General features: G+C 71.0%; 22 protein-coding genes and 3 tRNA genes. 4 read left to right on the forward strand and 21 right to left on the reverse strand.

What is annotated here, in order from left to right:
* Window positions 1–368: 368 nt before the first annotated feature.
* The 9 genes from rplL to ABH937_RS13875 form a co-directional block, all read right to left on the reverse strand.
* Window positions 369–749 carry a 50S ribosomal protein L7/L12 gene (gene rplL, locus ABH937_RS13835; RefSeq protein ID WP_280693254.1) on the reverse strand — a complete coding sequence of 127 codons (381 nt, stop codon included), beginning with the start codon at window positions 747–749 and terminating at the stop codon, window positions 369–371.
* Window positions 750–841: 92 nt separating this feature from the next.
* Window positions 842–1,405, reverse strand: a complete 564-nt coding sequence (gene rplJ, locus ABH937_RS13840; RefSeq protein WP_280693255.1) for a 50S ribosomal protein L10 — start codon at window positions 1,403–1,405, stop codon at window positions 842–844.
* Between the two features lie 349 nt (window positions 1,406–1,754).
* A complete protein-coding gene (locus tag ABH937_RS13845; RefSeq protein ID WP_370218317.1) occupies window positions 1,755–2,612 on the reverse strand; it encodes a hypothetical protein in 858 nt (285 codons plus the stop codon).
* Between the two features lie 95 nt (window positions 2,613–2,707).
* The gene (locus ABH937_RS13850) at window positions 2,708–3,571 is read right to left on the reverse strand and encodes a hypothetical protein (RefSeq protein ID WP_370218319.1); all 864 of its coding nucleotides are present in this window, start codon (window positions 3,569–3,571) and stop codon (window positions 2,708–2,710) included.
* Between the two features lie 245 nt (window positions 3,572–3,816).
* Window positions 3,817–4,539, reverse strand: coding sequence for a 50S ribosomal protein L1 (rplA, locus tag ABH937_RS13855; RefSeq protein ID WP_280693258.1), 723 nt, complete (start codon window positions 4,537–4,539; stop codon window positions 3,817–3,819).
* A 73-nt stretch (window positions 4,540–4,612) separates the two neighbouring features.
* Window positions 4,613–5,047, reverse strand: a complete 435-nt coding sequence (rplK, locus tag ABH937_RS13860) for a 50S ribosomal protein L11 (protein WP_280693259.1) — start codon at window positions 5,045–5,047, stop codon at window positions 4,613–4,615.
* 157 nt (window positions 5,048–5,204) lie between these two features.
* Window positions 5,205–6,134, reverse strand: coding sequence for a transcription termination/antitermination protein NusG (gene nusG, locus ABH937_RS13865; RefSeq protein WP_370218320.1), 930 nt, complete (start codon window positions 6,132–6,134; stop codon window positions 5,205–5,207).
* A 224-nt stretch (window positions 6,135–6,358) separates the two neighbouring features.
* Entirely contained in the window at window positions 6,359–6,670 is a 312-nt protein-coding gene (gene secE, locus ABH937_RS13870; protein WP_370146733.1) for a preprotein translocase subunit SecE, read from the reverse strand.
* A 248-nt stretch (window positions 6,671–6,918) separates the two neighbouring features.
* A tRNA-Trp gene (locus tag ABH937_RS13875) sits at window positions 6,919–6,991 on the reverse strand.
* 217 nt (window positions 6,992–7,208) lie between these two features.
* Here ABH937_RS13875 and ABH937_RS13880 point away from each other — a divergent pair.
* The 3 genes from ABH937_RS13880 (at window position 7,209) to ABH937_RS13890 (ending at window position 9,797) form a co-directional block, all read left to right on the forward strand.
* On the forward strand, window positions 7,209–8,447 hold the full coding sequence (locus ABH937_RS13880; protein ID WP_280693261.1) for a pyridoxal phosphate-dependent aminotransferase: 1,239 nt from the start codon (window positions 7,209–7,211) through the stop codon (window positions 8,445–8,447).
* A 72-nt stretch (window positions 8,448–8,519) separates the two neighbouring features.
* On the forward strand, window positions 8,520–9,590 hold the full coding sequence (locus tag ABH937_RS13885; RefSeq protein ID WP_280693262.1) for an adenosine deaminase: 1,071 nt from the start codon (window positions 8,520–8,522) through the stop codon (window positions 9,588–9,590).
* A gap of 6 nt (window positions 9,591–9,596) precedes the next feature.
* Complete coding sequence (locus ABH937_RS13890) at window positions 9,597–9,797, forward strand: hypothetical protein (protein WP_280693263.1); 201 nt, start codon at window positions 9,597–9,599, stop codon at window positions 9,795–9,797.
* Between the two features lie 12 nt (window positions 9,798–9,809).
* On the opposite strand, the gene ABH937_RS13895 is transcribed toward ABH937_RS13890, so the two are convergent.
* From ABH937_RS13895 to ABH937_RS13920, 6 genes are all read right to left on the reverse strand, one after another.
* On the reverse strand, window positions 9,810–10,856 hold the full coding sequence (locus tag ABH937_RS13895) for a UDP-N-acetylmuramate dehydrogenase (protein WP_370218321.1): 1,047 nt from the start codon (window positions 10,854–10,856) through the stop codon (window positions 9,810–9,812).
* 41 nt (window positions 10,857–10,897) lie between these two features.
* Window positions 10,898–11,320: a MaoC family dehydratase gene (locus tag ABH937_RS13900; protein WP_280693265.1), complete on the reverse strand. Its 423-nt coding sequence runs from the start codon at window positions 11,318–11,320 to the stop codon at window positions 10,898–10,900.
* Window positions 11,321–11,324: 4 nt separating this feature from the next.
* Window positions 11,325–11,786: a MaoC family dehydratase N-terminal domain-containing protein gene (locus tag ABH937_RS13905; protein ID WP_280693266.1), complete on the reverse strand. Its 462-nt coding sequence runs from the start codon at window positions 11,784–11,786 to the stop codon at window positions 11,325–11,327.
* 113 nt (window positions 11,787–11,899) lie between these two features.
* On the reverse strand, window positions 11,900–12,064 hold the full coding sequence (rpmG, locus tag ABH937_RS13910) for a 50S ribosomal protein L33 (protein ID WP_006604855.1): 165 nt from the start codon (window positions 12,062–12,064) through the stop codon (window positions 11,900–11,902).
* A gap of 87 nt (window positions 12,065–12,151) precedes the next feature.
* Window positions 12,152–12,224: transfer RNA gene (locus ABH937_RS13915), tRNA-Met, on the reverse strand.
* Between the two features lie 40 nt (window positions 12,225–12,264).
* Window positions 12,265–12,337 (reverse strand) — tRNA-Thr (locus tag ABH937_RS13920).
* Window positions 12,338–12,568: 231 nt separating this feature from the next.
* Between ABH937_RS13920 and ABH937_RS13925 the strand changes: the two genes are divergently transcribed.
* On the forward strand, window positions 12,569–13,834 hold the full coding sequence (locus ABH937_RS13925) for a hydrolase (protein ID WP_280693267.1): 1,266 nt from the start codon (window positions 12,569–12,571) through the stop codon (window positions 13,832–13,834).
* Window positions 13,835–13,872: 38 nt separating this feature from the next.
* Here ABH937_RS13925 and ABH937_RS13930 read toward each other — a convergent pair whose 3' ends face one another.
* The 6 genes from ABH937_RS13930 to kdpA all read right to left on the reverse strand — a co-directional run bounded on the left by ABH937_RS13930 (window position 13,873) and on the right by kdpA (window position 23,476).
* A complete protein-coding gene (locus ABH937_RS13930) occupies window positions 13,873–15,378 on the reverse strand; it encodes a hypothetical protein (protein ID WP_280693268.1) in 1,506 nt (501 codons plus the stop codon).
* Between the two features lie 315 nt (window positions 15,379–15,693).
* The gene (locus tag ABH937_RS13935) at window positions 15,694–16,377 is read right to left on the reverse strand and encodes a response regulator (protein WP_280693269.1); all 684 of its coding nucleotides are present in this window, start codon (window positions 16,375–16,377) and stop codon (window positions 15,694–15,696) included.
* Window positions 16,374–18,929, reverse strand: a complete 2,556-nt coding sequence (locus ABH937_RS13940; RefSeq protein WP_280693270.1) for a sensor histidine kinase KdpD — start codon at window positions 18,927–18,929, stop codon at window positions 16,374–16,376. The genes ABH937_RS13935 and ABH937_RS13940 overlap by 4 nt, the downstream gene beginning before the upstream one ends.
* Before the next feature lie 109 nt (window positions 18,930–19,038).
* Window positions 19,039–19,680 (reverse strand): K(+)-transporting ATPase subunit C, encoded by a 642-nt coding sequence (gene kdpC / locus ABH937_RS13945; protein WP_370218323.1) that lies wholly within the window; start codon window positions 19,678–19,680, stop codon window positions 19,039–19,041.
* A gap of 20 nt (window positions 19,681–19,700) precedes the next feature.
* Complete coding sequence (gene kdpB, locus ABH937_RS13950) at window positions 19,701–21,815, reverse strand: potassium-transporting ATPase subunit KdpB (protein ID WP_370218324.1); 2,115 nt, start codon at window positions 21,813–21,815, stop codon at window positions 19,701–19,703.
* The gene (gene kdpA / locus ABH937_RS13955) at window positions 21,815–23,476 is read right to left on the reverse strand and encodes a potassium-transporting ATPase subunit KdpA (RefSeq protein WP_280693273.1); all 1,662 of its coding nucleotides are present in this window, start codon (window positions 23,474–23,476) and stop codon (window positions 21,815–21,817) included. The genes kdpB and kdpA overlap by 1 nt, the downstream gene beginning before the upstream one ends.

Raw genomic sequence — 23,476 nt, forward strand, 5'->3', positions numbered from 1 at the left:
CCTGAGGCAGACACCGCGACTCACGTGGAGTCATTTCCCGCCGCGCCCCCTGGTTATGCATCCAGGGGCCACTCAAACTAACGGCCGACCGCTCTCGCGGTGTCGGCGCGCGCCTCGAGAATCGCGCGCCGCGTGCCGTTCGTCAAGGCCCTGCCGAAGCGCGGACCTCGCACTCTCCATCGCTCCGGGCACCCGACGCGTTACAGCGGACCCGGCACAAGTGCCGCCGGGGCCCCCGCCGCGGTGGGCGAGCGGAACGTGATCACCTTACCCGGCGGGGCTGACAGAAGGCTGACAGCAAAAGGCCGGGCCGGCCACCCGCGAGGGGTGGCCGGCCCGGCCCGAAGAGCTCGCTCAGGAGCGAGAAGTCACTTGACGGTGACCTTGGCGCCAGCGGCCTCGAGGGCAGCCTTGGCCTTCTCGGCAACGTCCTTGGCGACCTTCTCCAGCACCTTGGCGCCGGCGGTGTCAACGAGGTCCTTGGCCTCCTTCAGGCCGAGGGAGGTCAGGGTGCGCACCTCCTTGATGACCTGGATCTTCTTGTCGCCGGCACCCTCGAGGATGACGTCGAACTCGTCCTGCTCCTCGACGGCCTCGACGGCAGCGGCCGGGCCGGCCGGGCCGGCGGCGACGGCGACGGCCGCGGTGACGTCGAACTTCTCCTCGAACGCCTTCACGAACTCGGAGAGCTCGATGAGGGTCATCTCCTCGAACTGCGCGAGCAGGTCGTCCTGGGACAGCTTCGCCATGATGGCGTCCTTCCACTAATTCGGCAGGTGGTGCCGGGATGTACGGGGTTGGCGGGCGCGGGCCCGCTGCGAGGGCGTCAGCCCGTCGCCGATTACTCGGCGGCGGCGTCCTCGGCGGGAGCCGGCGTACCGGCACCGCCCTGCTCGGCCTTCTTCTCGCGCAGCGCGTCCACGGTGCGGACGAGCTTCGAGGGCAGGGCCTGGAAGACCGCGGCAGCCTGCGAGGGCTTGGCCTTCATGGCACCCGCCAGCTTGGCGAGCAGCACCTCGCGGGACTCGAGGTCCGCGAGCTTCTTGATCTCATCGGCGGTCAGCGCCTTACCGTCAAGGACACCGCCCTTGATGATGAGAGCCGGGTTCTCCTTGGCGAAGTCACGCAGAGCCTTCGCCGACTCCACCGGGTCACCGGTGACGAAGGCGACAGCCGTCGGACCGGTGAACTGGTCGTCGAGCTCCGTGATCCCGGCCTCATTGGCCGCAATCTTGGTCAGCGTGTTCTTCACCACGGCGTACTGGGCGTTAGCACCCAGCGAGCGACGCAGGGTCTTGACCTGCTTCACCGTCAGACCGCGGTACTCGGTCAGCACGGCCGCGTTGGAGGAACGGAACTTGTCCGCGATCTCCGCGACGGCAGCAGCCTTGTCGGGCCTTGCCATAGGCTTACGCCTCCTTCCGTGATGTCGAGGTCGGCCGACCTGGACAAGTCGACCTACTGTGCCGTCGGACCTTGGAAGGGAAGGAAGCCCTCGCGGAGAACTCGTCGCGAGAACGAGAAGAGCCCCGGCGCACAGGGCGCTCGGGGCTCGTGACGGACCTCGACGGCCGAACGGGGAAACCGTACGGACGGAAGTCCAAGCTCCAGACACTCCTGCGCGGGCTGCCTGCGACGAAGCGCAGATCCTTCGGTCGAGCGTCTCCTCACGGACACGGCACGACAACCAGCGGTCTTTGGCAGAGCCCAGCGTACGGGTTGAGGCGTACGGACACCAAATCCGGTGCGCGGGCTCAGGAGCTGCCGAGGTCCTGGGTGTCGCCCTCGGCCGGCGCGGTGACGGCCAGCTGGCTGCTGCCGAAGTCGCTGTACTGCACCACCTGCACCAGCTCGCCCTTGCTGCCGGCACCGGAACGCTGGAGCTGGACCAGCTGGTCCTTGTCGTTGAGCCAGAGATCCAGGCTCAGCGCGCCCACCCCGCCCTGGCTGAGCGTCGCCGCCAGCTGGGTGCGGCGGTCGGCGGTCAGCAGGTTGAGCTGGGCGGCCGCGTAGCCGGCGACCGTGACGGTGGCGGTGTAGTGCTCCGCGGTCTGGTCGCCCACCTTCTCCTCCCCCACCTTCTGCAGGTCGCCGGCGTTCGCCGCGGCGGTGACCGCCTGCAGCGGGTTGAGCTGGTCGACCAGCGCGGCGAACGGCGTCTCGGGGCGGCCGTCGGGGCCCAACACCTCGGCGCTCTTCTGCCAGTGCTTGCCACCCAGCCGGGCCGCAGTGGCCGCGTCGCCCCCCTGGTAGCTGATGGTGTCCATGACGATCAGCTGATCGGTGGCGCCCGGGGTGGTCTTGGTCAGCTGCATGATCGTCCGCGGCGCCCAGTAGAGCACCCCGTCGGCGCTGTCGCTGGTGCCGTCCGGGTTGTCGAAGCGGTAACTGAGCTTGGCCCGGCGGGCGGTCTGCAGCACCTGCTCGGCGGAGAGCAGGACGCCCTGCGGGGAGCGGTCGGCCGGCTTGGAGGGCGAGGCGGAGGCGGTGACGGACGGGGAGGGCGTGGCGCCGACCACCGGCCGGCCACCGCCCCCGCCACAGGCCGCCAGGGCAGCGGCCAGCGCGACGGCGACCACCGCCGCGCCCGCTGTCCTGTGCGCTCCCGCCACGCCCGCCTCCTGCTCCGGTCCGATCAGCTCAGAGTGCCATGTGTTCGTTGACCGCTCCCCTGGGGGTCAGGTCATGCGAGTCCCCTCGCCGGGATTCAGCCGAGGCTGCTGAGCAGCTTGAGGGCGTCGGCCGGGGCGGCCTGGTCGCTCGCGGCCGGCGGGCTGACGCTGACCTTCACGCCGAGGTTGGAGTACTTGACGGTGCTGGCGCTGGAGCCGCCGGCGCCACTGCTCGGTGAGGAGCCGTCGGAGGTCTGCTCCTGCATCTGGACCAGCTGGTGCTTGCCGTCCACCCAGAAGTCGGTGATCACCGTGGCGCCGCCGGAGGTGGCCACCTGCAGGGCGGCCTTGCGCTGCGCGTCGGTGAGGTTGGGCAGCTGGTCGACCAGGCTCTGGGCCGGCATCGAGCTGCGGTAGTGCGTGGTGCCGGTGCCCGCCACCTGCTCCGAGCCGACCTTGCTGAGCGTGCCGTTCTGCGCGGCGACGGTGAGCTCGGCGGCCGGGTTCATCAGCACGGCCAGCGCGGTGAACGGATCGCCCATGCCGGCGGCGCCGGACGACGTGGTGAGGTCGAGCCAGTGCTTGCCACCGACGGTGGCGGCCTGGGTGTCGTCCACGCCGAGGTAGGAGCTGCCGTCCACCGCCCGGAACTTGATCGTCTTGCCGGACTGCTGCTCGGACAGGTCCAGGGCCGGCTTGCCGCTCCAGGCGTAGACGCCACTGCCGCTGCCCGAGGAGCCGCCGGCGGAGGTGAGGGCGACGTCGGCGCTGCCGGCCTTCTGCATCACGGCGGCCGCCGCGACCAGCTCAGCCTTCGGCCCGAGGTCCGGCAGGGCGGGCGCACCCGCGTTCCCGCCGGTGGCGCCGGTGCTCGACTTGGCGCTGCTCCCGCAGGCCGCCAGCGACCCGATCAGCAGGGCCGACCCGGTCAACGCCGCCGCGATCCGCACGATGCGCACGGTGATTCCCCCTTTTGTACGTCTCTCTGATGACCTGCGGACTCTAACCGACCATGAGGACAGGGTGAGAGGGGGTTTCGGTTCCCGGGGCGAGAACGGGTCAGGGCCCGTGCTCCCTGTGGAGCACGGGCCCTGACGGTGCGTCAGACCAGATCGGTCCGACCAGATGGATCACATCAGGTGGATCAGACCGACGCTGTGCGAATGGGCTGGTCCTGCCACCTCACTCGCAAGCTCGCTCGGCGTCAGACCGACGCCGGGTCTTCCTCGACGAGGAGGTTCCGGGTGCGGTTCGGGTCGACCTGGATGCCGGGGCCGATCGTGGTGGAGATCGCGGTCTTCTTGATGTAGCGACCCTTGGCGGCGGACGGCTTGGCCCGCAGGACCTCGTCCAGCGCCGCGGCGTAGTTCTCGACCAGCTGCTCGTCGGTGAAGGAGGCCTTCCCGATGATGAAGTGCAGGTTCGAGTGCTTGTCCACGCGGAACTCGATCTTGCCACCCTTGATGTCGGTGACAGCCTTCGCCACGTCCGGGGTGACGGTGCCGGTCTTCGGGTTCGGCATCAGACCACGCGGACCGAGCACGCGGCCCAGGCGGCCGACCTTGCCCATCAGGTCCGGGGTGGCGACGACGGCGTCGAAGTCCAGGCGACCCTTGGCGACCTCGTCGATCAGCTCGTCGGAGCCGACGATGTCGGCGCCCGCAGCCTCCGCAGCCGCGGCACGGTCACCGGTCGCGAAGACCAGGACCCGGGCGGTCTTACCGGTACCGTGCGGCAGGTTGACGGTGCTGCGGACCATCTGGTCGGCCTTGCGCGGGTCGACACCCAGACGCATGGCAACCTCGACGGTCGCGTCGAACTTGCTGGTGGAGGTCTCCCGGGCGAGGCGGATGGCCTCGAGCGGGGCGTACAGGCGGTCGCTGTCGACCTTGAGGTCCGCGGCCTTGAGAGCCTTGCTGCGCTTCACTGCTGCTCCTGAGTTGTGGAGTCGTGGTGTACGGGCCGCGCTGGCCCTACCACTGAACGACGAAAGAAGGGGTTCAGCCCTCGACCGTGATGCCCATGGACCGGGCGGTACCCGCGATGATCTTCGCGGCGGCGTCCAGGTCGTTGGCGTTCAGGTCGGGGAGCTTGGTGGTGGCGATCTCGCGCACCTGGGCCGAGGTCAGCTTGGCGACCTTGGTCTTGTGCGGCTCGCCGGAGCCCTTCTCCACGCCCGCGGCCTTCAGGATGAGGCGCGCGGCCGGCGGAGTCTTGGTGATGAAGGTGAAGCTGCGGTCGTCGTAGACCGTGATCTCCACCGGCACGACCATGCCACGCTGCGACTCGGTCGCGGCGTTGTAGGCCTTGCAGAACTCCATGATGTTGACGCCGTGCTGACCCAGCGCGGGGCCGACCGGCGGGGCCGGGTTGGCCGCACCGGCGTTGATCTGGAGCTTGATAAGCCCCGTGACCTTCTTCTTCTTGGGAGGCATGTCTCTCCGGGTCCTTCCTTCGATGGACGTGTGCACGGCTCCGGGGCGACACCCGGGTATGCGTACACACAGCGGACCAGGCTAACGCGGATACGTCGCCCGGCCAAAACGGGTTCGGGGGCGGGGCCTGGGCCCCGCCCCCGAGAAGGCTCTGCGGTCAGTTCTTCTGGATCTGGTCGAACGACAGCTCGACCGGGGTCTCGCGACCGAAGATCTCGACCAGGCCCTTGACCTTCTTCGAGTCGGGGTTGATCTCGTTGATGGTCGCCTGCAGGGTGGCGAACGGACCGTCGGTGACGGTGACCGAGTCGCCGACCTCGAAGTCGAGCACCTGGATCTCGGCCGGGCGGACCTGCGAGGGCCGGCCGGCCTCCTTGGCCGCCGCACGCTCGACGTCGGGGGCGAGCATCTTGACGACCTCGTCCAGGGTCAGCGGGTACGGGTCGTAGGCGTTGCCGACGAAGCCGGTGACACCCGGGGTGTTGCGCACCACGCCCCAGGACTCGGCGGTCAGGTCGAGGCGGACCAGCACGTAGCCGGGGAGCTTGTTCTGCCGGATCGTCTTGCGGTCGCCGTTCTTGATCTGGACGACCTCTTCCTGCGGCACCTCGGCCTGGAAGATGTACTCCTCGACGTTCAGCGAGACGGCGCGCTGCTCCAGGTTCTGCTTCACCCGGTTCTCGTAGCCGGCGTAGGTGTGGATCACGTACCACTCGCCGGGCAGGGTGCGCAGCTCCTCGCGGAACTTGGCGACCGGGTCGACCTCCTCGGCCGGCTCCTCCTCGACGGCGACCTCGGTGAACGCCTCGTCGGCGGCCGCCTCGGCGTCGCCCACCTCGTGCAGCGCGGCCTCCTCGGCGGGCAGGCCGGTCTCGGCCTCCGCCGCCTCGACCTCGTCCTCGTCGCCATCCACGGCGTCGACGATCTGCTCGGCGTCCTCGGAGAAGTCCCCGTCCTCAGCGGCCTCGACAGCGTCGGCCTCGACGGTGGCGGCCTCGGCGTCGGCAGCCTCAGCCGCATCCAGCTCGGCGGCGACATCCGCCTCGCGGACGGGCTCGTCGGCGTCGTACAGAGGGGACTCAGACACGGTGGCTGCTTCTTTCCTGGAGGGGTGGAGATGGTACGGCTCCGGGCCACACCGGTCGCCGGCCCGATGCGCGGGCGCGGAGCGGCGGTGACTCGAAGTCCCAACAGTACCGACTCAACGGTAGCGGGCTCGTCCGCGCGGCGGCGACAGCTCGACCCGGGCGGTCCCCCGTTGGTGCTCGTGAGGGGCCGACCCGGGTCGGGGGTGAAGCTGTGGGGGCTGGATCAGCCGAAGATCCAGAAGCTGGCCTTGGCGAAGCCCCAGTCGAGGGTCGCGACCAGACCGATCATGACGGCCACGAAGACCACCACGACGCTGGTGTAGTTCATCAGCTCGCTCTTGGTCGGCCAGACGACCTTGCGCAGCTCGGCGATGATCTGCCGGTAGTACAGGCCGATCCGGGCGAAGACGCCCTGCCTGGCACGCTTGCCGCCGCTCTTGCCGTCGCCGCCCGCCGCGCGGTTGGCGCGCTTGCGGTCGCGGCGCGAGAGCGTCTTGCCGTCCTCGGTCGCGGCGCCCTCTACGGCATCCTCGATCGGCGCCGTGTCCTCGGCACCCTCGGGGTTGCCGCTCTCAGGCGTTGCGGTGGAGCCCGTGGTCTCCGTCACTCGTCCTCACCTGAATCCGGGTCCTGCCGAAGGTCACTGACGTGCCATGGAAGCACGGGCGATCCGGCGCAGTGCTGGCAAAATCGAACAAATGTACAGCAAAAAACATTGGCGCCCTCTCCGCATCAAGCCCGCTCGCTCTTGTGGAGCGAACGGGCTGGACGAGGATCTGGCAGCAGGGCACGAGGGACTTGAACCCCCAACCGCCGGTTTTGGAGACCGGTGCTCTACCAATTGAGCTAGTGCCCTTCGGCGCCTCGCGGTGCCGGAGTCGACGCTTAACCTACCCCATCCCGGAGCCCACGTGGTGAACGCTTCGGATCCGTGTGGTGGCGGGCGCTGCCGTCGATCAGTGAGTGTACGGGTTCGGCGGCGTTTGGTCGAACCTCTTCACCATGCGGACCCGACCCGTACGGATCGTGAAACGCCGCACCACCGGCCCGGCCGCTTCTGCGACGATGCAGGTATGAGCGACTTCACCCCCGCCAACGTCCGCCCCGCCGACCGCCGGGTCTCCGCCCGGATCGGCGCCATCGCCGAGTCCGCCACCCTCGCGGTCGATGCCAAGGCCAAGGCCCTGAAGGCGGCCGGCCGCCCGGTGATCGGCTTCGGGGCCGGGGAACCCGACTTCCCCACCCCCGGCTACATCGTCGAGGCCGCCGTCGAGGCCTGCCGGGACCCGAAGAACCACCGGTACACCCCCGCCGGCGGCCTGCCCGAGCTCAAGGCGGCGATCGCGGCGAAGACCCTGCGGGACTCCGGCTACCAGGTCGACGCCTCCCAGGTGCTGGTGACCAACGGCGGCAAGCAGGCCATCTACGAGGCCTTCGCCGCGATCCTGGACCCGGGTGACGAGGTGATCGTCCCCGCTCCGTACTGGACCACCTACCCCGAGTCGATCCAGCTGGCCGGCGGGGTGCCGGTCGAGGTGGTGGCCGACGAGACCACCGACTACAAGGTCTCGGTGGCCCAGCTGGAGGCGGCCCGCACCGAGAACACCAAGGTGGTGCTCTTCGTCTCGCCGTCCAACCCGACCGGCTCGGTCTACACCGAGGCCGAGGCGGAGGCGATCGGCCGCTGGGCGCTGGAGCACGGCCTGTGGGTGCTGACCGACGAGATCTACCAGCACCTGGTCTACGGCGACGCCACCTTCACCTCGCTGCCCGCGCTGCTGCCGCAGCTGGCCGACAAGTGCATCGTGGTCAACGGGGTGGCCAAGACCTACGCGATGACCGGCTGGCGGGTCGGCTGGATGATCGGCCCCAAGGACGTGGTGGCCGCCGCCGCCAACCTGCAGTCGCACGCCACCTCGAACGTCAGCAACGTCGCCCAGCGGGCCGCGCTGGCCGCGGTCAGCGGTGACCTGACGGCCGTCGAGGAGATGAAGGTCGCCTTCGACCGGCGCCGGCAGACCATCGTGCGGATGCTCAACGAGATCGACGGTCTGATCTGCCCCGAGCCGCTCGGCGCCTTCTACGTCTACCCGTCGGTCAAGGGCCTGCTGGGCAAGGAGATCCGCGGCAAGCGCCCGCAGACCTCCGCCGAGCTGGCCGCGCTGATCCTGGACGAGGCCGAGGTCGCGGTGGTCCCCGGCGAGGCCTTCGGCACCCCCGGCTACCTGCGGCTCTCCTACGCGCTGGGCGATGCCGACCTGGCCGAGGGCGTGAGCCGGATGCAGAAGCTGCTGGGCGAGGCGCAGGACTGATCAGCTTGCGGCGCACCGCCCCTGTCACTCCTTCGAGGGATGTGCCAGGGGCGGTTCCCGTATCCGAGGTCGATGCGGCAGGATTCGCCAATGGAACAGCACGCAGTGGAACAGCGAGATGTCCGGGCGCTGCCGAAGGCCCATCTGCACCTGCACTTCACCGGTTCGATGCGCCCGACCACGCTGCTGGAGCTGGCCGAGAAGCACCGGGTCCGGCTGCCGGAGGCACTCAGTTCCGCCGCGCCGCCCAAGTTGCGGGCCACCGACGAGCGTGGCTGGTTCCGGTTCCAGCGTCTCTACGACACCGCCCGCTCGGTGCTGCGCGACGAGCAGGACATCCGGCGGCTGGTCCGGGAGACCGCCGAGGACGAGGTGGCGGACGGCTCGCGCTGGCTGGAGATCCAGGTCGACCCGACCTCCTACGCACCGCGGCTCGGCGGGCTGATCCCCGCGCTGGAGCTGATCCTGGACGCCGTGCGGGAGGCCTCGGCGGCCACCGGGGTGGGGATCCGGGTGCTGGTCGCCGCGAACCGGATGAAGTCGCCGATGGACGCCCGCACGCTGGCCCGGCTCGCGGTCCGCTACGCGGAGGACGGCGTGGTCGGCTTCGGGCTCTCCAACGACGAGCGGCGCGGGCTGGCCAGGGACTTCGACCGGGCCTTCGCGATCGTCCGCAAGGCCGGCCTGCTGGCCGCCCCGCACGGCGGTGAGCTCGCCGGGCCCGAGTCGGTGCGCGACTGCCTGGACGACCTGGGCGCCGGCCGGATCGGCCACGGGGTGCGGGCCGCCGAGGACCCGCGGCTGCTGCAGCGGCTGGCGGACCGTCAGATCACCTGCGAGGTCTGCCCGGCCTCCAACGTCGCGCTCGGGGTCTACGAGCGGGCCGGCGCCGTGCCGCTGCGCGCGCTCTTCGACGCCGGGGTGCCGCTCGCGCTCGGCGCCGACGATCCGTTGCTGTTCGGCTCCCGGCTGGCCGCCCAGTACGAGCTGGCCCGGACGGTGCACGGTTTCTCCGACCCCGAACTGGCCGAACTGGCCCGCCAGTCGGTCCGCGGCTCGCGCGCGCCGGAGGGGGTGCGCAAGGAGCTGCTCGCGGAGATCGACACCTGGCTGACCAAGCCCGTGGCGCGCATGGAAAGCTGACGCCCCATGAGTTCTCATCACACGACGAGCCACATCACGCACACCAGTACGACGACGCACCACGTGGTGGTGCACCACGTGGTCGTGGTCCACCACAGCTACTACTACCGCAGCACCCACGGGGCCGGGCTGGGCCTGACCTTGGTGGTGGTGCTGATACTCCTCGGGCTGGTGCTGTGGGCGGCGACCCGCCGAGCGCGCCGCTGACCGCCGCGCGCCTCAGAGCCGGACGCCCACCATCACCGGCTCGTTGACCAGCCGCACCCCGAAGACCGCGTGCACGCCGTCCCGGACCTCACGGGCCAGCACGAGCAGGTCCTCGGTGGTGGCCCGGCCCCGGTTGGTCAGGGCCAGGGTGTGCTTGGTGGAGAGGGTGGCCGGACCGCTGCCGTAGCCCTTGGTGAAGCCGGCCTTGTCGATCAGCCAGGCGGCGGAGGTCTTGGTGTGGCCGTCCGGCGCCGGGTAGGCCGGGGCCGTCATCGACCGCTCGGCCAGCCGGTCCTGGAAGGCCCGGTACTGCTCGGGCGTCAGCACCGGATTGGTGAAGAAGGAGCCGGCCGACCAGGTGTCGTGGTCCGCCGGGTCCAGCACCATGCCCTTGCCGGCCCGCAGCCCCAGCACCGTCCGGTACGCGGTGCTCAGCGGCACCCGCTGCCCGGCCTCGACGCCCAGGGTCCTGGCCACCTCGGCGTACCGGACCGGGCTGGAGTCACCGCCGGCCTCCTCCAGGGCGAACCTGACCCGGAGCACCACGTAGCGCTCGGGATCGGCCTTGAAGCGGCTGTGCCGGTAGGAGAAGGCGCAGTCGGCGGCGGGCAGGGTGACCGTCTCACGGGCCTGCCGGTCGTAGGCGACCACCTCGGTGATGGTCTGCGCGACCTCCTGGCCGTACGCGCCGACGTTCTGCACCGGCGTGGCGCCGGCCGAGCCGGGGATGCCGGCCAGGAACTCGATGCCCGCCAGGCCGGCCTCGACGGTGCGGGCCACCGCCTCGGACCAGACCTCGCCGGCCGCCAACTCCAGCTCGGTGCCGGTCAGCTCGAAACCGGTGGTGGCGATCCTCAGCACGGTGCCGGGGAAGCCGGCGTCGCCGATCACCAGGTTGCTGCCGCCGCCGAGCACCAGCAGCGGCTCGCCCGCCGCGTCGGCGGCCTGGACGGCGGCGACCACCTCGGCGTCGGTGCGCGCGGTCACCAGACGGCGGGCCGGGCCGCCGAGCCGCAGCGTGGTCAGCGGGGCGAGGGGGGCGTTCTCGGTCACGTGCACGCGCTCCACGGTAGTGGATGCCCGGTCCGCCCCCGGCTCGCTCACGCCAGCTGGACCACGGCGCGGGACATCCCGAGCACCTTCTGACCGGCACTGGTGGCCAGCAGGTCCACCCGCACCCGGCGGTCCTCCAGCAGCTTGGCCACCGTGCCGGTGACCTCGATCACGGCGCCGCGGTCGTCGTCGGGCACCACCACGGGCTTGGTGAACCGCACGCCGTACTCCACCACCGCGCCGGGGTCCCCGGTCCAGTCGGTGACCACCCGCAGCGCCTCGGCCATGGTGAACATGCCGTGCGCGATGACGTCGGGCAGGCCGACCTGGTGGGCGAACCGCTCGTTCCAGTGGATCGGGTTGAAGTCCCCCGAGGCGCCGGCGTAGCGCACCAGCGTGGCGCGGGTCACCGGGAAGGACTGGGCGGGCAGCTCGGTCCCGACCTCGACCTCGTCGAAGTTCACAGCCATCGTGCTACTCCCCTGCCGCGTCGTCGGCCGCCCGGGCGACCAGGGTCATGATGGACGTCACCACGTGCTCACCGCTCTCGTCGGCGATCTCGCCCTTCACCGTGAGCACGTCGTTGCCGGCCAGCGACTTGATGTTGGCGATGCTGATCGCCACCCGGACCCGGTCACCGGCCCGCAGCGGGCGGGTGTACTCGAACTTCTGGTCCCCGTGCACCACCCGGCTGAAGTCCAGCCCCAGCTCCGGATCGGCCACCACCTGCGCGGCGGCCGCGTAGCTGAGCACGAACGGGAAGGTCAGCGGAGCGATCACGTCCGGGTGCCCGAGCGCCTTGGCCGCCTCCGGGTCGGTGTACACCGGGTTGGCGTCGCCGATCGCGACGGCGAACTCCCGGATCTTCTCCCGGCCCACCTCGTACGGCTCGGTGGGCGGGTACGACCGCCCGATGAAGGAGGGGTCGAGCGCCATGGACTACTCCTCAAGTCGGCGTGTGCGAAAACGACTTCAGGCCGCACCCCCGAAGGGATGCGGCCTGAGGCCTAAGGACCTGTCACAGCCAGGCCCGGCGACGCCCTACGGGGTCAGCGGGTCTCGCGGTGAGCGGTGTGCGAGTTGCAGCGGGGGCAGTGCTTCTTCATCTCCAGGCGGTCCGGGTCGTTACGCCGGTTCTTCTTGGTGATGTAGTTCCGCTCCTTGCACTCCACGCAGGCCAGCGTGATCTTCGGGCGGACGTCGGTGGCAGCCACGGGAGTGCCTTCCTTGGACAACAATGGGGTGATGACACAACAAGAGTAGCCGATCGGGAGTGCGATCTCCCGACCGACTACGCGGGGTAGCGGTGACCGGACTTGAACCGGTGACACAGCGATTATGAGCCGCTTGCTCTACCAACTGAGCTACACCGCTTTGGTGATCAGAATCCAACTAGCGGAATCCTGTTCACCAGAGCCCCCATGCGGAATCGAACCGCAGACCTTCTCCTTACCATGGAGACGCTCTACCGACTGAGCTATAGGGGCGAACCGGTTGAACGAGGAAGAGATTACACGGTTCGGGGCCAGAGGTGAAATCCGTATGCCGAGCGCAAGATCGCAGGTCGGCGGCTCGCACGGACTGGCGAGCTGAGGCCTGCCGTTCGGCGATCGGCTGCTCGGCGACTGGTCGGCCGTGCCGCGAGCCTCCCCGCCCCGGGCGCGCGCTGACCATAGGCTCGACCGCCAGTGATCTTCCGGACTGGGAGGAGCCGACCGATGAGCCCGGACGGCGGCTGCAACCCGCTCGACCACGGCCCGGTGCTGCTGCTCAGCGGCGCCCGGCTGGTCGACGGCCGGGTGGTCGACGTGCGGATCAGCGGCGACCGGATCCAGGCCGTCGGCACCGCCGGGAGCCTGGGCCCGCTGCCGCAGTCGGCGCTGCCGGCCGGCGCGGTCAGCGGCTCCGAACCGGCCGTCGCCGAGGGCGCCCGGATCGATCTGACGGGCTATCTGCTGCTGCCGGCCCCCGCCGAGCCGCACGCGCACCACGACACCGCCTTCACCGGTCGCCCGCCCGACCCGCGCGGCCCGGGTACGGAGGCGCCCGGGGAGCTGATCCGCCGGGTCACCGAGGCCGCGCTCACCTCGCTCGGCTACGGCGCCACCGCCCAGCGCACCCATGTGCGGATCGGTGGTCCGCCCGGGCTCGGCCGGCTGGAGGCCGTCCTCACGGCGCGCCAGGCGCTGCGCGGGCTGGCGGGCCTGCAGGCGGTGGCGGTGCCCCGGCTGCTCACCGGGACGGCGGGCGCGGACGGGCGGGCGCAGCTGCGCGAGGCGCTGCGGATGGGCGCGGACGCGGTGGGCGGCTGCCCCGAGCTGGACCCCGATCCGGTCGGCTACGTGCAGGCCGTGGTGGCCGCGGCGACCGACTTCGACTGCCCCGTCGACCTGCACCTGCGCGGCGCCGACCCGGCCCGGCTGGCCCGGATCACCGCGCTGCTGGCACCGCTGCGCCCCCGGGTAGCGGTGGGCCCGTGCGACCGGCTGGCGCCGGACGGCGCGGCGGGGCTGCGGGCGGCCGGGCTGCGGGTGGTCTGCCTGCCGCAGAGCGGCGCCTGCGGCGCGGTGGAGGGGCCGCCGTACGGCCTGAGCCCGGCGGTGGTCCGGGAGCTGACCGGTCGACAGATCCCGCTGGCGGCGGGCAGCGGCGCGCTGCGGGACGCGGTCAACCCGGTCGGCCGGGCCGATCCGCTGGAGGCCGCCTACCTGCTGGCGGCCGGCGGCGCGTTGAGCGTGACCGAGGCCTACGAGGCGATCAGCGGGCAGGCCAGGCTGCTGATGGGACTGCCGTCGGTCCGGGTGGACGCCGGGTTCCCGGCCGAGCTGCTCGCGGTGCGCGGGGACAGCCTGGCGGGTGCGCTGTCCGGCGGCCACAGCCGGCTGGTGGTGCACGCCGGCCGGGTGGTCTCCCGCACCAGCGCGGTGCGGGAGTTCGCGGACACCGTGGCGCTCGCCCTGCCGCGGCAGGGCGGGCACCCGTGAGGGCCTGACCGGGCAGAGTCCGTGCGGCCCTGGGCTGATCAGCGGTACTCGCGCAGCCGGGGCCGGACCGCCAGCACGGTCAGCGCCAGGGCGCCCGCCAGCAGCAGCGCGGCGGCCACGGCGGCGCCGGTGCCGAGCGCGGAGTCGCTCTGCTGGATCGAGGAGTCGAAGGCCTGCTGGTTGATCGCCACCACCTTGTCGAAGGCGTCGCTCAGCTGGCTGAAGTCCCCGTCCGACTGCCCGGTCGCGGTGCCGGTGTCGAACGCGATGGCGTCCGCGAGGTGGCCCTGCTGGACGAACTGGCGGATCTTGCGGTCGTCCTGCTGGTAGGTCCGGAAGTCGGCCAGCACCTGGTCGGCGGCCTGCTGCTCACCGGGGAAGGTGATGTTGCGCTCCTCGTCGCCGAGGTAGCCGCCGAACGTCACGTCGGCCGGCGAGCTCTGGTGGGCGGCGATCGCCGTGTCCAGCGCGGTGTCGTAGGCGGCGAGCGTGCTGCCGTCCAGCTTGGCGATCTGCCGGCTCTTGTCGAGGAAGGACTGCTGGTAGCCGTCGCCCCGGCTCGGGTCGCTCAGCCAGCGGCTCTCGTCGGCGTTGCTGTCGTAGGCGATCGCCTTGGCCCGGCTCAGCGCGATCACCGAGTCGTAGGCGTTGGCCTTGGCGTTGTGCAGCCGGTCCTTGGTGCCGGAGACCAGCGAGAGGCCGTAGCCCAGGCCGATCGCGGTCAGCAGCAGGGCCGCGACCAGCGGCGGGCTGATCAGCCGCCGGTAACGGACCGTCAGGGTGCGCTGCAGCGCGGCCAGGACGCCCAGCGCGAGCAGGCCGGTGACCAGCAGCCACCACCAGCCGGAGTCGAGCGCGGCGGACTGCGTGGTGTAAGTGCCGTCCACCTTGGCCGCGTTGGAGCTGGCCACCTGGTCGGCGTCCGGCAGCAGCCGGCTGCGCAGCAGGTCGGTGGCCTGCTGGTAGGAGCTGAGCGCGTCGGACGACGGCTTGCCGGGCAGCGACTTGGCGTTGGACTCCTGGAGGTCGGAGCGGGCCACCAGGGCCTCGTACTGGCCGAGCGCGTCCAGCTCGTCCTGGACGGCCTTGCGGCCCACCGGGTCGCCGGAGAGCGCCTCGGCGGCCTGCTCCAGGTCGGCGTCGGCCTGGGCCCGGCGCTGGTCGTAGGTGTCGTGGACGGCCTTGCGCTTGGCGAAGTCGGGCTCGTCGGCACCGACCAGCAGCAGGTTGGCCGCCTGGGCGTCCAGGTCGCTGAGCGCGAAGTACAGGTCCGAGGCCCGTTCGGCCTGCGGGGCGGTGTGGTGGCCGATCGTGTCCACGCTGTCCCGGCCGCCGCTGAGCACGGTGTAGGCCACGCCGGCGAAGAGCAGCACGGCGGCCAGCGCGGCCGCGGTCAGCGCGCGGACCCGGCGCGGGGTGGTCCAGTAGGCCCGGCTGCGGAGCCGGGCGAGCCCGGTGGGCCGCGGCCGCGCGGCCGACGCCGCGGCGCCCGGCGCGCCGGCGGTACGGGGATCGCGCGGCACGGAAGTCCCGTCGGTGGCCACCGAACCCGTCCGCTCGGACGAGCTCTCCCCCGGTGCAACCGGTGGTCTTACTCCCGCTGCCATGGCCGCGCGTCCCTCCCCGTTACCTGGCCGCCACCGGCCGGCGGTCCCCGTGAGGGGCCGCCGGCGTCCGGCGCGGTCCAGCTCCTGTCCCGGCGTCAGGCCGGGCTCCCCCGTCGGAGCGGAGCGGAACCGTTTCCGCACGGCTGACGCTAGCTCCTGGGCCTGACGATTCTGCTCCGTACTGACGCACCCTTGGCACCCGGGGTGCCCGTCTTGACGGATCATTAGCACCCGGTGTGTCAGGCCACCTCGCTACGGCTCGTAGCGGTAGCCGATCCCCGGCTCGGTGATCAGGTGCCGGGGCCTGGCCGGGTCGCGCTCCAGCTTGCGGCGCAGGCCGGCGAAGTAGACCCGCAGGTAGTTGCCGCGCTCCTCGTGACCCGGTCCCCAGACCGCGCGCAGGATCTGCCGCCCGGGCAGCAGCCGGCCCGGGTTGGCCAGCAGCATGGTGAGGATCTTCCACTCGGTCGGGGTCAGCCGAAGCGGCCGCGCGCTGCCGTCGGCCCGGTGGACGGTGCCGGCCGTCAGGTCGATCGCCCAGTCCCCCAGCACCGCCAGGTCGACGGCCGTGCTGGCCACCGGGCGGCGCAGCACGGCGCGCAGCCGGGCGAACAGCTCGTCCATCAGGAACGGCTTGGTGACGTAGTCGTCGGCGCCGGCGTCCAGCGCCTGGATCTTGTCGTCCGCACCGCTGCGGCCGGAGAGCACGATGATCGGCACCGGGCCGCGCCCGCGCAGCCGGTGGATCACCTCGACCCCGTCCAGGTCCGGCAGGCCGAGGTCGAGCAGTACCGCGTCGGGCCGGCTCTGCTCGGCGGCCTCCAGTGCGGCGCTCGCGGTGGCAGCTGTGGTCACCTGGTACTGGCGGGCCCGCAGGTTGATCCGCAGCGCGCGCAGCAGCTGCGGCTCGTCGTCGACGATCAGGATGTTGCTCACGGCGACTCGTCCTCCTCGGCCGCGGTCGGCAGGGTGAGCAGCATGGTGGTGCCGCCCCCGGGGGTGTCCTCGACCTCCAAGGTGCCGCCCATGGCCTCGGCCAGGCCGCGGGAGAGCGCCAGGCCCAGGCCCACGCCGGTGGTGTTGTCGGTGTCGCCCAGCCGCTGGAAGGGCAGGAAGACCCGGTCCCGGTCGGCGGCCGGGATGCCCGGGCCGCGGTCGGCGATCCGGATCTGCACCTGGTCGCGGTGGGCGCTGGCACTGACCAGCACCGGCGCGCCGGGCGCGTTGTAGCGCAGCGCGTTGGTGATCACGTTGGCCAGCACCCGCTCCAGCAGCGGCGCGTCGGCCAGCACGGCGGGCACCAGCTCCAGGTCGAGCGGCTGCACCGGGGCGTCCGGGTCGGCCAGCGAGTCCAGCGCCCGGGGCAGCACCTCGTCGACGTGCACCGGACCGAGGTGCAGGGTGAGGGCGCCGGCCTGCAGGCGGCTCATGTCGAGCAGGTTGTCGACCAGGCGGTTCAGCCGCACCAGCGACTCGTCGGCGGTGGCCAGCAGTTCCGCCTGGTCCTCGGGCGAGAACTCGACGTCGGGGCTGCGCAGCGAGCCGACCGAGGCCAGCGCCGCGGCCAGCGGGGTGCGCAGGTCGTGGCTGACGGCGGCGAGCAGCGCGGTGCGCATCTTGTCGGCGGCCTTGATCGGCTCGACCTCGGCCGCGACCGCGGCCAGCCGGTCGCGCTCCAGCGCGGCGGCCACGTGCGCCGAGAAGGCGGTGAGCAGGCGCAGTTGGTCGGCCGGCAGCCGGCGCCCGGTCATGATCAGCAGCGCGTCCGAGCCGACCGGCACCTCGGTGCTCTCGGAATCGACGGCGCTGTCCCCGGCGGAGTCGCTGCGGGCGATCACCTCGCCGTTCGCCCGGGAGAGCAGCGCGACCGAGTCCAGGCCGAAGGTGTTGCGGGAGTGCTCCAGCAGGGTCGGTATGGCCGAGCCGCCGCCCTGGCCGGCGTCCTGGCTGCGCAGCACGGTGCCGGCCAGCGCGGAGAGCGTCTCGGCCTCGGCGGTCGCTCTGGCCGCCCGTCCGGTCAGCCGGGTGGCCCGGTCGACCACGGTGGAGACGGTGAGCGCGACCATCGCGAAGACCACCAGCGCGATCACGTTGTTGGGCTCGCCGATGGTGAAGGTGTGCACCGGCGGGATGAAGTAGTAGTTCAGCAGCAGCGAGGCGATCAGCGAGGCGACCAGCGCCGAGGCCGAGCCGCCGAGCAGCGCCACCGCCACCACGCCGAGCTGGAAGAGCAGCGCGTCGGTGGTCAGGTTGAGGGTGTGGTGCAGCTGGGAGAGCATGCCGGTGAGTGCGAACGGCAGCACCAGGCCCGAGGTGAAGCCGGCCACGGTGCGCCGCTTGGAGTGCCGCCGCCCGAGCTTGGGCAGCCGGCCGCGCCCGGTGAACTCGTGGGTGACCATGTGGACGTCGATGTCCTCGGACGCGTCGACGGTGGTCTCGCCGATGCCCGGGCCGGTCAGGAAGCGGTTGATCCGGCCGCGCCGGCTGGTGCCGAGCACCAGCTGGGTGGCGTCGTTGGCGCGGGCGAAGCCGAGCAGCGCGGTGGGGATGTCGTCGCCGACCACCACGTGGTAGCTGCCGCCGAGGGTCTCCACCAGGCGGCGCTGGTTGGCCAGCGCGCCGGGTGAGGCACCGGCCAGGCCGTCGCTGCGGGTGACGTGCACGGCCAGCACCTGGCCCGCGGCGGTGCGGTCGGCGATCCGGGCGGCGCGCCGGATCAGCGTCTCGCCCTCCGGGCCGCCGGTGAGCGCGACGACCACCCGCTCGCGGGTCTCCCAGACCCGGTCGATGTTGTGCTCGGCCCGGTAGTCGCGCAGTCCCTCGTCGACCCGGCCGGCCACCCAGAGCAGGGCGAGTTCCCGAAGCGCCGTCAGATTGCCGACGCGGAAGTAGTTGGTGAGCGCGGCGTCCACCTTCTCGGCCTTGTAGACGTTGCCATGGGCCATCCGGCGGCGCAGGGCCTGCGGCGCCATGTCGACGAGCTCGATCTGGTCGGCCCGGCGCACCACCTCGTCCGGGACGGTCTCCCGCTGGGGGGTGCCGGTGATCTTCTGGACGACGTCGTTGAGGCTCTCCAGGTGCTGGATGTTCACCGTGGTGATCACGTCCAGGCCGGCCGCCAGCAGGTCGTCGACGTCCTGCCAGCGCTTGGCGTTCTTGCCACCGGGGATGTTGGTGTGCGCCAGCTCGTCCACCAGGACCACGGACGGGCGGCGCGCCAGCACCGCCTCGACGTCCATCTCGGTGAACTCGGTGCCCCGGTAGGTGCGGTGCAGCCGGGGGATGACGTCCAGGCCCGCCAGCATCGACTCGGTGTGCTTGCGCCCGTGGCACTCGATGTAGCCCACCACGACGTCGGCGCCGCGCTCTTGTCTGCGCCGGGCCTCGTCCAGCATCCGGTAGGTCTTGCCGACGCCGGGGGCCGAGCCGAGGTACACCCGCAGCCGGCCGCGCCGGGGCGGGGCGGCGGAGGCGAGATCGCGAGCCATGGGGGGCTTCTTCTCTCTTCGCGAAAGGTGGGCAGAGACAGGCCGGACCGGCCCGTGCGGGGCTCTCCCCCGCACGGGCCGGTCCGGTTTCACTCGGTCTGACGGTACGTCACTTCAACTCGTTCAGTGCGTTGTTGAGCTCCAGGACGTTGACGCCCGGGTCACCGAGGAAGCCGAGCGAGCGGCTCTCGGTGTACTTGGCGACCAGCGCGTTGACCTGGTCCACCGTCAGGTTGCGGGCCTTGGCGACCCGGTTGACCTGCTCGTTGGCGTAGGCCACCGAGATGTTCGGGTCCAGGCCCGAGCCTGAGGAGGTGACCGCGTCGGCCGGCACGGTGGCCGGGTCGACGCCGTCGAAGGCGGCGACCGAGGCGCGGGCGGCGTTGACGCTCTTCAGCAGCACGTCGCTGTTCGGGCCGAGGTTGGTGCCGGACGAGGAGGTCGGGTCGTACCCGGTGCTGCCCGCCGCGGAGGGCCGCGGCTGGAAGAACTTCGGGTCCGGCTGGGCCTGCTCGTTGGGGTCGTTCGGGTTCTTCTTCGGCAGGTTGAAGTTCTGGCCGATCAGGCTGGAACCGATCTCCTTGCCGTCGGCCGACTTGATGATCGAGCCGTTGGCCTTCTGGCTGAAGGCGACCTGGCTGATCCCGGTGACCAGCAGCGGGTAGGCGATCCCGAGGATCACCGTCATCACCAGCAGGAACCGCAGGGCGGTGAAGTGGGTACGGACGGAGGTGGGCAGTGGCTTGGACATGAGAGCTTTTCCTCCGTTTCTCAGCGCAGGCCGGGGATGAACTGGACGATCAGGTCGATCAGCTTGATCCCGATGAACGGGACGATCAGACCGCCGATGCCGTAGATCCCGATGTTCCGGCGGAGCAGCGAGCTGGCGTCGGAAGGACGGTACTTCACGCCGCGCAGGGCGAGCGGGATGAGGCCGATGATGACCAGGGCGTTGAAGATGATCGCCGAGGTGATCGCGGACTTCGGGCTGTGTAGGGCCATGATGTTGAGGTGGCCCAGGCCCGGGTACACGCTGGCGAACATCGCCGGGATGATCGCGAAGTACTTCGCGACGTCGTTGGCGATCGAGAAGGTGGTCAGCGCACCACGGGTGATCAGCAACTGCTTGCCGATCTCGACGATCTCGATCAGCTTGGTGGGGTTGGAGTCCAGGTCCACCATGTTGCCGGCCTCCTTGGCCGCCATGGTGCCCGTGTTCATCGCCACACCCACGTCGGCCTGCGCGAGGGCCGGAGCGTCGTTGGTGCCGTCACCGGTCATCGCGACCAGCTTGCCACCCTCCTGCTCCTTCTTGATCAGCGCCATCTTGTCCTCGGGGGTGGCCTCGGCGAGGAAGTCGTCCACGCCCGCCTCCTCCGCGATCGCCTTGGCGGTCAGCGGGTTGTCACCCGTGATCATGATGGTCTTGATGCCCATCCGGCGGAGCTCGTCGAAGCGCTCCTTCATGCCCTCCTTGACCACGTCCTTGAGGTAGATGACCCCGAGGGCGCGGGCAGGCGCGTTGCCGATCTTGCTGGCGACCACCAGCGGGGTGCCACCCGCGGCGGAGATGCCGTCGACCAGCTCGGCGACGTCGGCGCCGACCGTGCCGCCGTTCTCGGTGACCCAGCGGATGATCGAGCCGGCCGCACCCTTGCGGACCTGGTGCACGCCGTCGGCCTCGTCGAGGTCGACACCGGACATCCGGGTCTGGGCGGTGAACGGGACCCAGGTGGCGTGCTCCAACTCGCCCTGAGCGCGGGCCCGCAGGCCGTACTCGGTCTTGGCGAGCACCACGATCGAGCGGCCCTCGGGGGTCTCGTCGGCCAGGCTGGACAGCTGCGCGGCGTCGGCGAGCTCGCCGGTGTCCACGCCCTGGGCGGGCAGGAACTCGGCGGCCTGGCGGTTGCCCAGGGTGATGGTGCCGGTCTTGTCCAGCAGCAGGGTGTTGACGTCACCGGCGGCCTCGACCGCGCGGCCCGACATGGCGAGCACGTTGCGCTGCACCAGGCGGTCCATACCGGCGATGCCGATCGCGGAGAGCAGCGCGCCGATCGTGGTCGGGATCAGCGCGACGACCAGCGAGACCAGGACGATCAGGGTCTGCGGGGCGCCGGCGAAGGCGGCCATCGGCTGCAGCGCGGCGACGGTGACCAGGAAGACGATGGTCAGCGAGGCCAGCAGGATGTTGAGCGCGATCTCGTTCGGCGTCTTCTGCCGCGAGGCGCCCTCGACCAGGGCGATCATCCGGTCGATGAAGGACTTGCCGGGCTCGGAGGCGATCTTCACCACGATCCGGTCGGAGAGCACCTTGGTGCCACCGGTGACCGCGCTGCGGTCACCACCGGACTCGCGGATCACCGGCGCGGACTCACCGGTGATCGCCGACTCGTCGACGCTGGCCACACCCTCGACGACGTCGCCGTCGCCGGGGATGATCTGGCCGGCCTCGATCACCACGTGGTCGCCGAGCCGCAGCTCGGTGCCGGCCACCTCCTCCTCGTTCTGCGAGGCGGGCCAGTCGACCAGGCGCCGGGCCATGGTCTCGGTCTTGGTGCGGCGCAGCGTGTCGGCCTGCGCCTTGCCACGGCCCTCGGCGACGGCCTCGGCCAGGTTGGCGAAGATCACCGTGAGCCAGAGCCAGACGGTGATCGCCCAGGCGAAGACCGACGGCTTGGCGATCGCGTCGATGGTGGTGACCACCGAACCGACCTCGACCACGAACATGACCGGGTTCTTGATCATGACCCGCGGGTCGAGCTTCTTGCACGCGTCCGGGAGGGCGGCGACGATCAGCTTGGGATCGAGCAGGCCGGACTGAACGCGGTGCGGCTGCTGGGCGGTCTCCGTCTGCTCGACGGGGACGGGAGTAAGGGTGGACGACATCAGTGCAGACCTTCCGCGATCGGCCCGAGAGCCAGGGCCGGGAAGTAGGTGAGGCCGACCACGATCAGGACGACGCCCGACAGCAGCCCCACGAAAAGCGGCTTGTGAGTGGGCAGGGTGCCCTTGGTGGCGGGGACCGGCTGCTGCTGGGCGAGCGAGCCCGCCAGCGCCAGCACGAAGACGATCGGCAGGAAGCGGCCGAAGACCATCGCGAGGCCGAGCGCGGTGTCCCACCAGGGCGAGGTCACGGTGATGCCCGCGAAGGCGGAACCGTTGTTGTTCGCCGCTGAGGTGAAGGCGTAGAGCACTTCGGAGAACCCGTGCGCCCCGGTGTTGAGCATGTTGGCCCGTTCACCGCCCAGCGCCATCGCGACGCCGGTGCCGATCAGGACGATCAGCGGGGTGGTCAGGATGTAGAGGGAGGCGAACTTCATCTCCCGGCCGCCGAGCTTCTTGCCCAGGTACTCGGGGGTGCGGCCGACCATCAGGCCGGCGACGAAGACCGCCACGATGGCCAGGATCAGCATGCCGTAGAGGCCCGAACCGGTACCGCCGGGCGCGATCTCGCCGAGCATCATGTCGAACATCGCGACACCGCCACCGCCGGGGGTGAGCGAGTCGTGCATGCCGTTGACCGCACCGGTGGAGGTCAGCGTGGTGGAGGTGGCGAAGAGGCTGGTGCCCCAGAGGCCGAACCGGACCTCCTTGCCCTCCATCGCGCCGCCGGCCGCCTTGAGCGCCACACCCGCCGGGTGGGTCTCGAAGAAGGTCATCAGCGCGGCCGAGGCCACCCAGAACGAGGCCATGACCGAGACGATCGCGTAGCCCTGGCGGTTGTCGCCGACCATCTTGCCGAAGGTGCGGGGCAGCGAGAACGAGATCACCAGCAGCAGGAAGATCTCCAGCCAGTTGGTGAAACCGGTCGGGTTCTCGAACGGGTGCGCCGAGTTGGCGTTGAAGAAGCCACCACCGTTGGTGCCCAGCTCCTTGATGACCTCCTGCGAGGCCACCGGACCACCGGGGATCGACTGGCTGTCGCCGGTGAGGGTGCTGAGCTCGTGGAAGCCGTGGAAGTTCTGGATCGCGCCGTTGGCCACCAGGACCAGGGCCAGCACGATCGAGACCGGCAGCAGCAGGCGGAAGCTGATCCGGGTGATGTCCACCCAGAAGTTGCCGACCCGGTCGGTCTTGCTGCGCGTGAAGCCGCGGATCAGGGTGGCGACGACCGCGATGCCGACGGCGGCGGACAGGAAGTTCTGCACCGTGAGGCCGACCATCTGGACGACGTGGCCCATGGTCGCTTCGCCGCTGTAGTCCTGCCAGTTCGTGTTGGTCACGAACGAGATCGCGGTGTTCCAGGCGCCGTGCGGGTTGACGGCCTTGAACCCGAGGCTGAGCATCAGGTGGCTCTGGACCCGCTGGAGCAGGTAGAGGAAGAGGACGCTGACGGCCGAGAAGGCCAGCAGCGAGCGGAGGTAGGAGGGCCAGCGCTGGTCGGCGTCGCCGTCGACCCCGATGACCTTGTAGAGGCCGCGCTCGGCCGCGAGGTGCTTGGTCGTAGTGAGCAGCTTGGCGATGTAGTCGCCGAGCGGCCGGTAGCAGAGTGCGAGCGCGCCCACCAGGGCGAGGGCCTGCAGCCAGCCCGCGAGAGTGGAGCTCAT

It is taken from the genome of Kitasatospora sp. GAS1066B (assembly GCF_041262605.1).
Lineage (GTDB): Bacteria > Actinomycetota > Actinomycetes > Streptomycetales > Streptomycetaceae > Kitasatospora.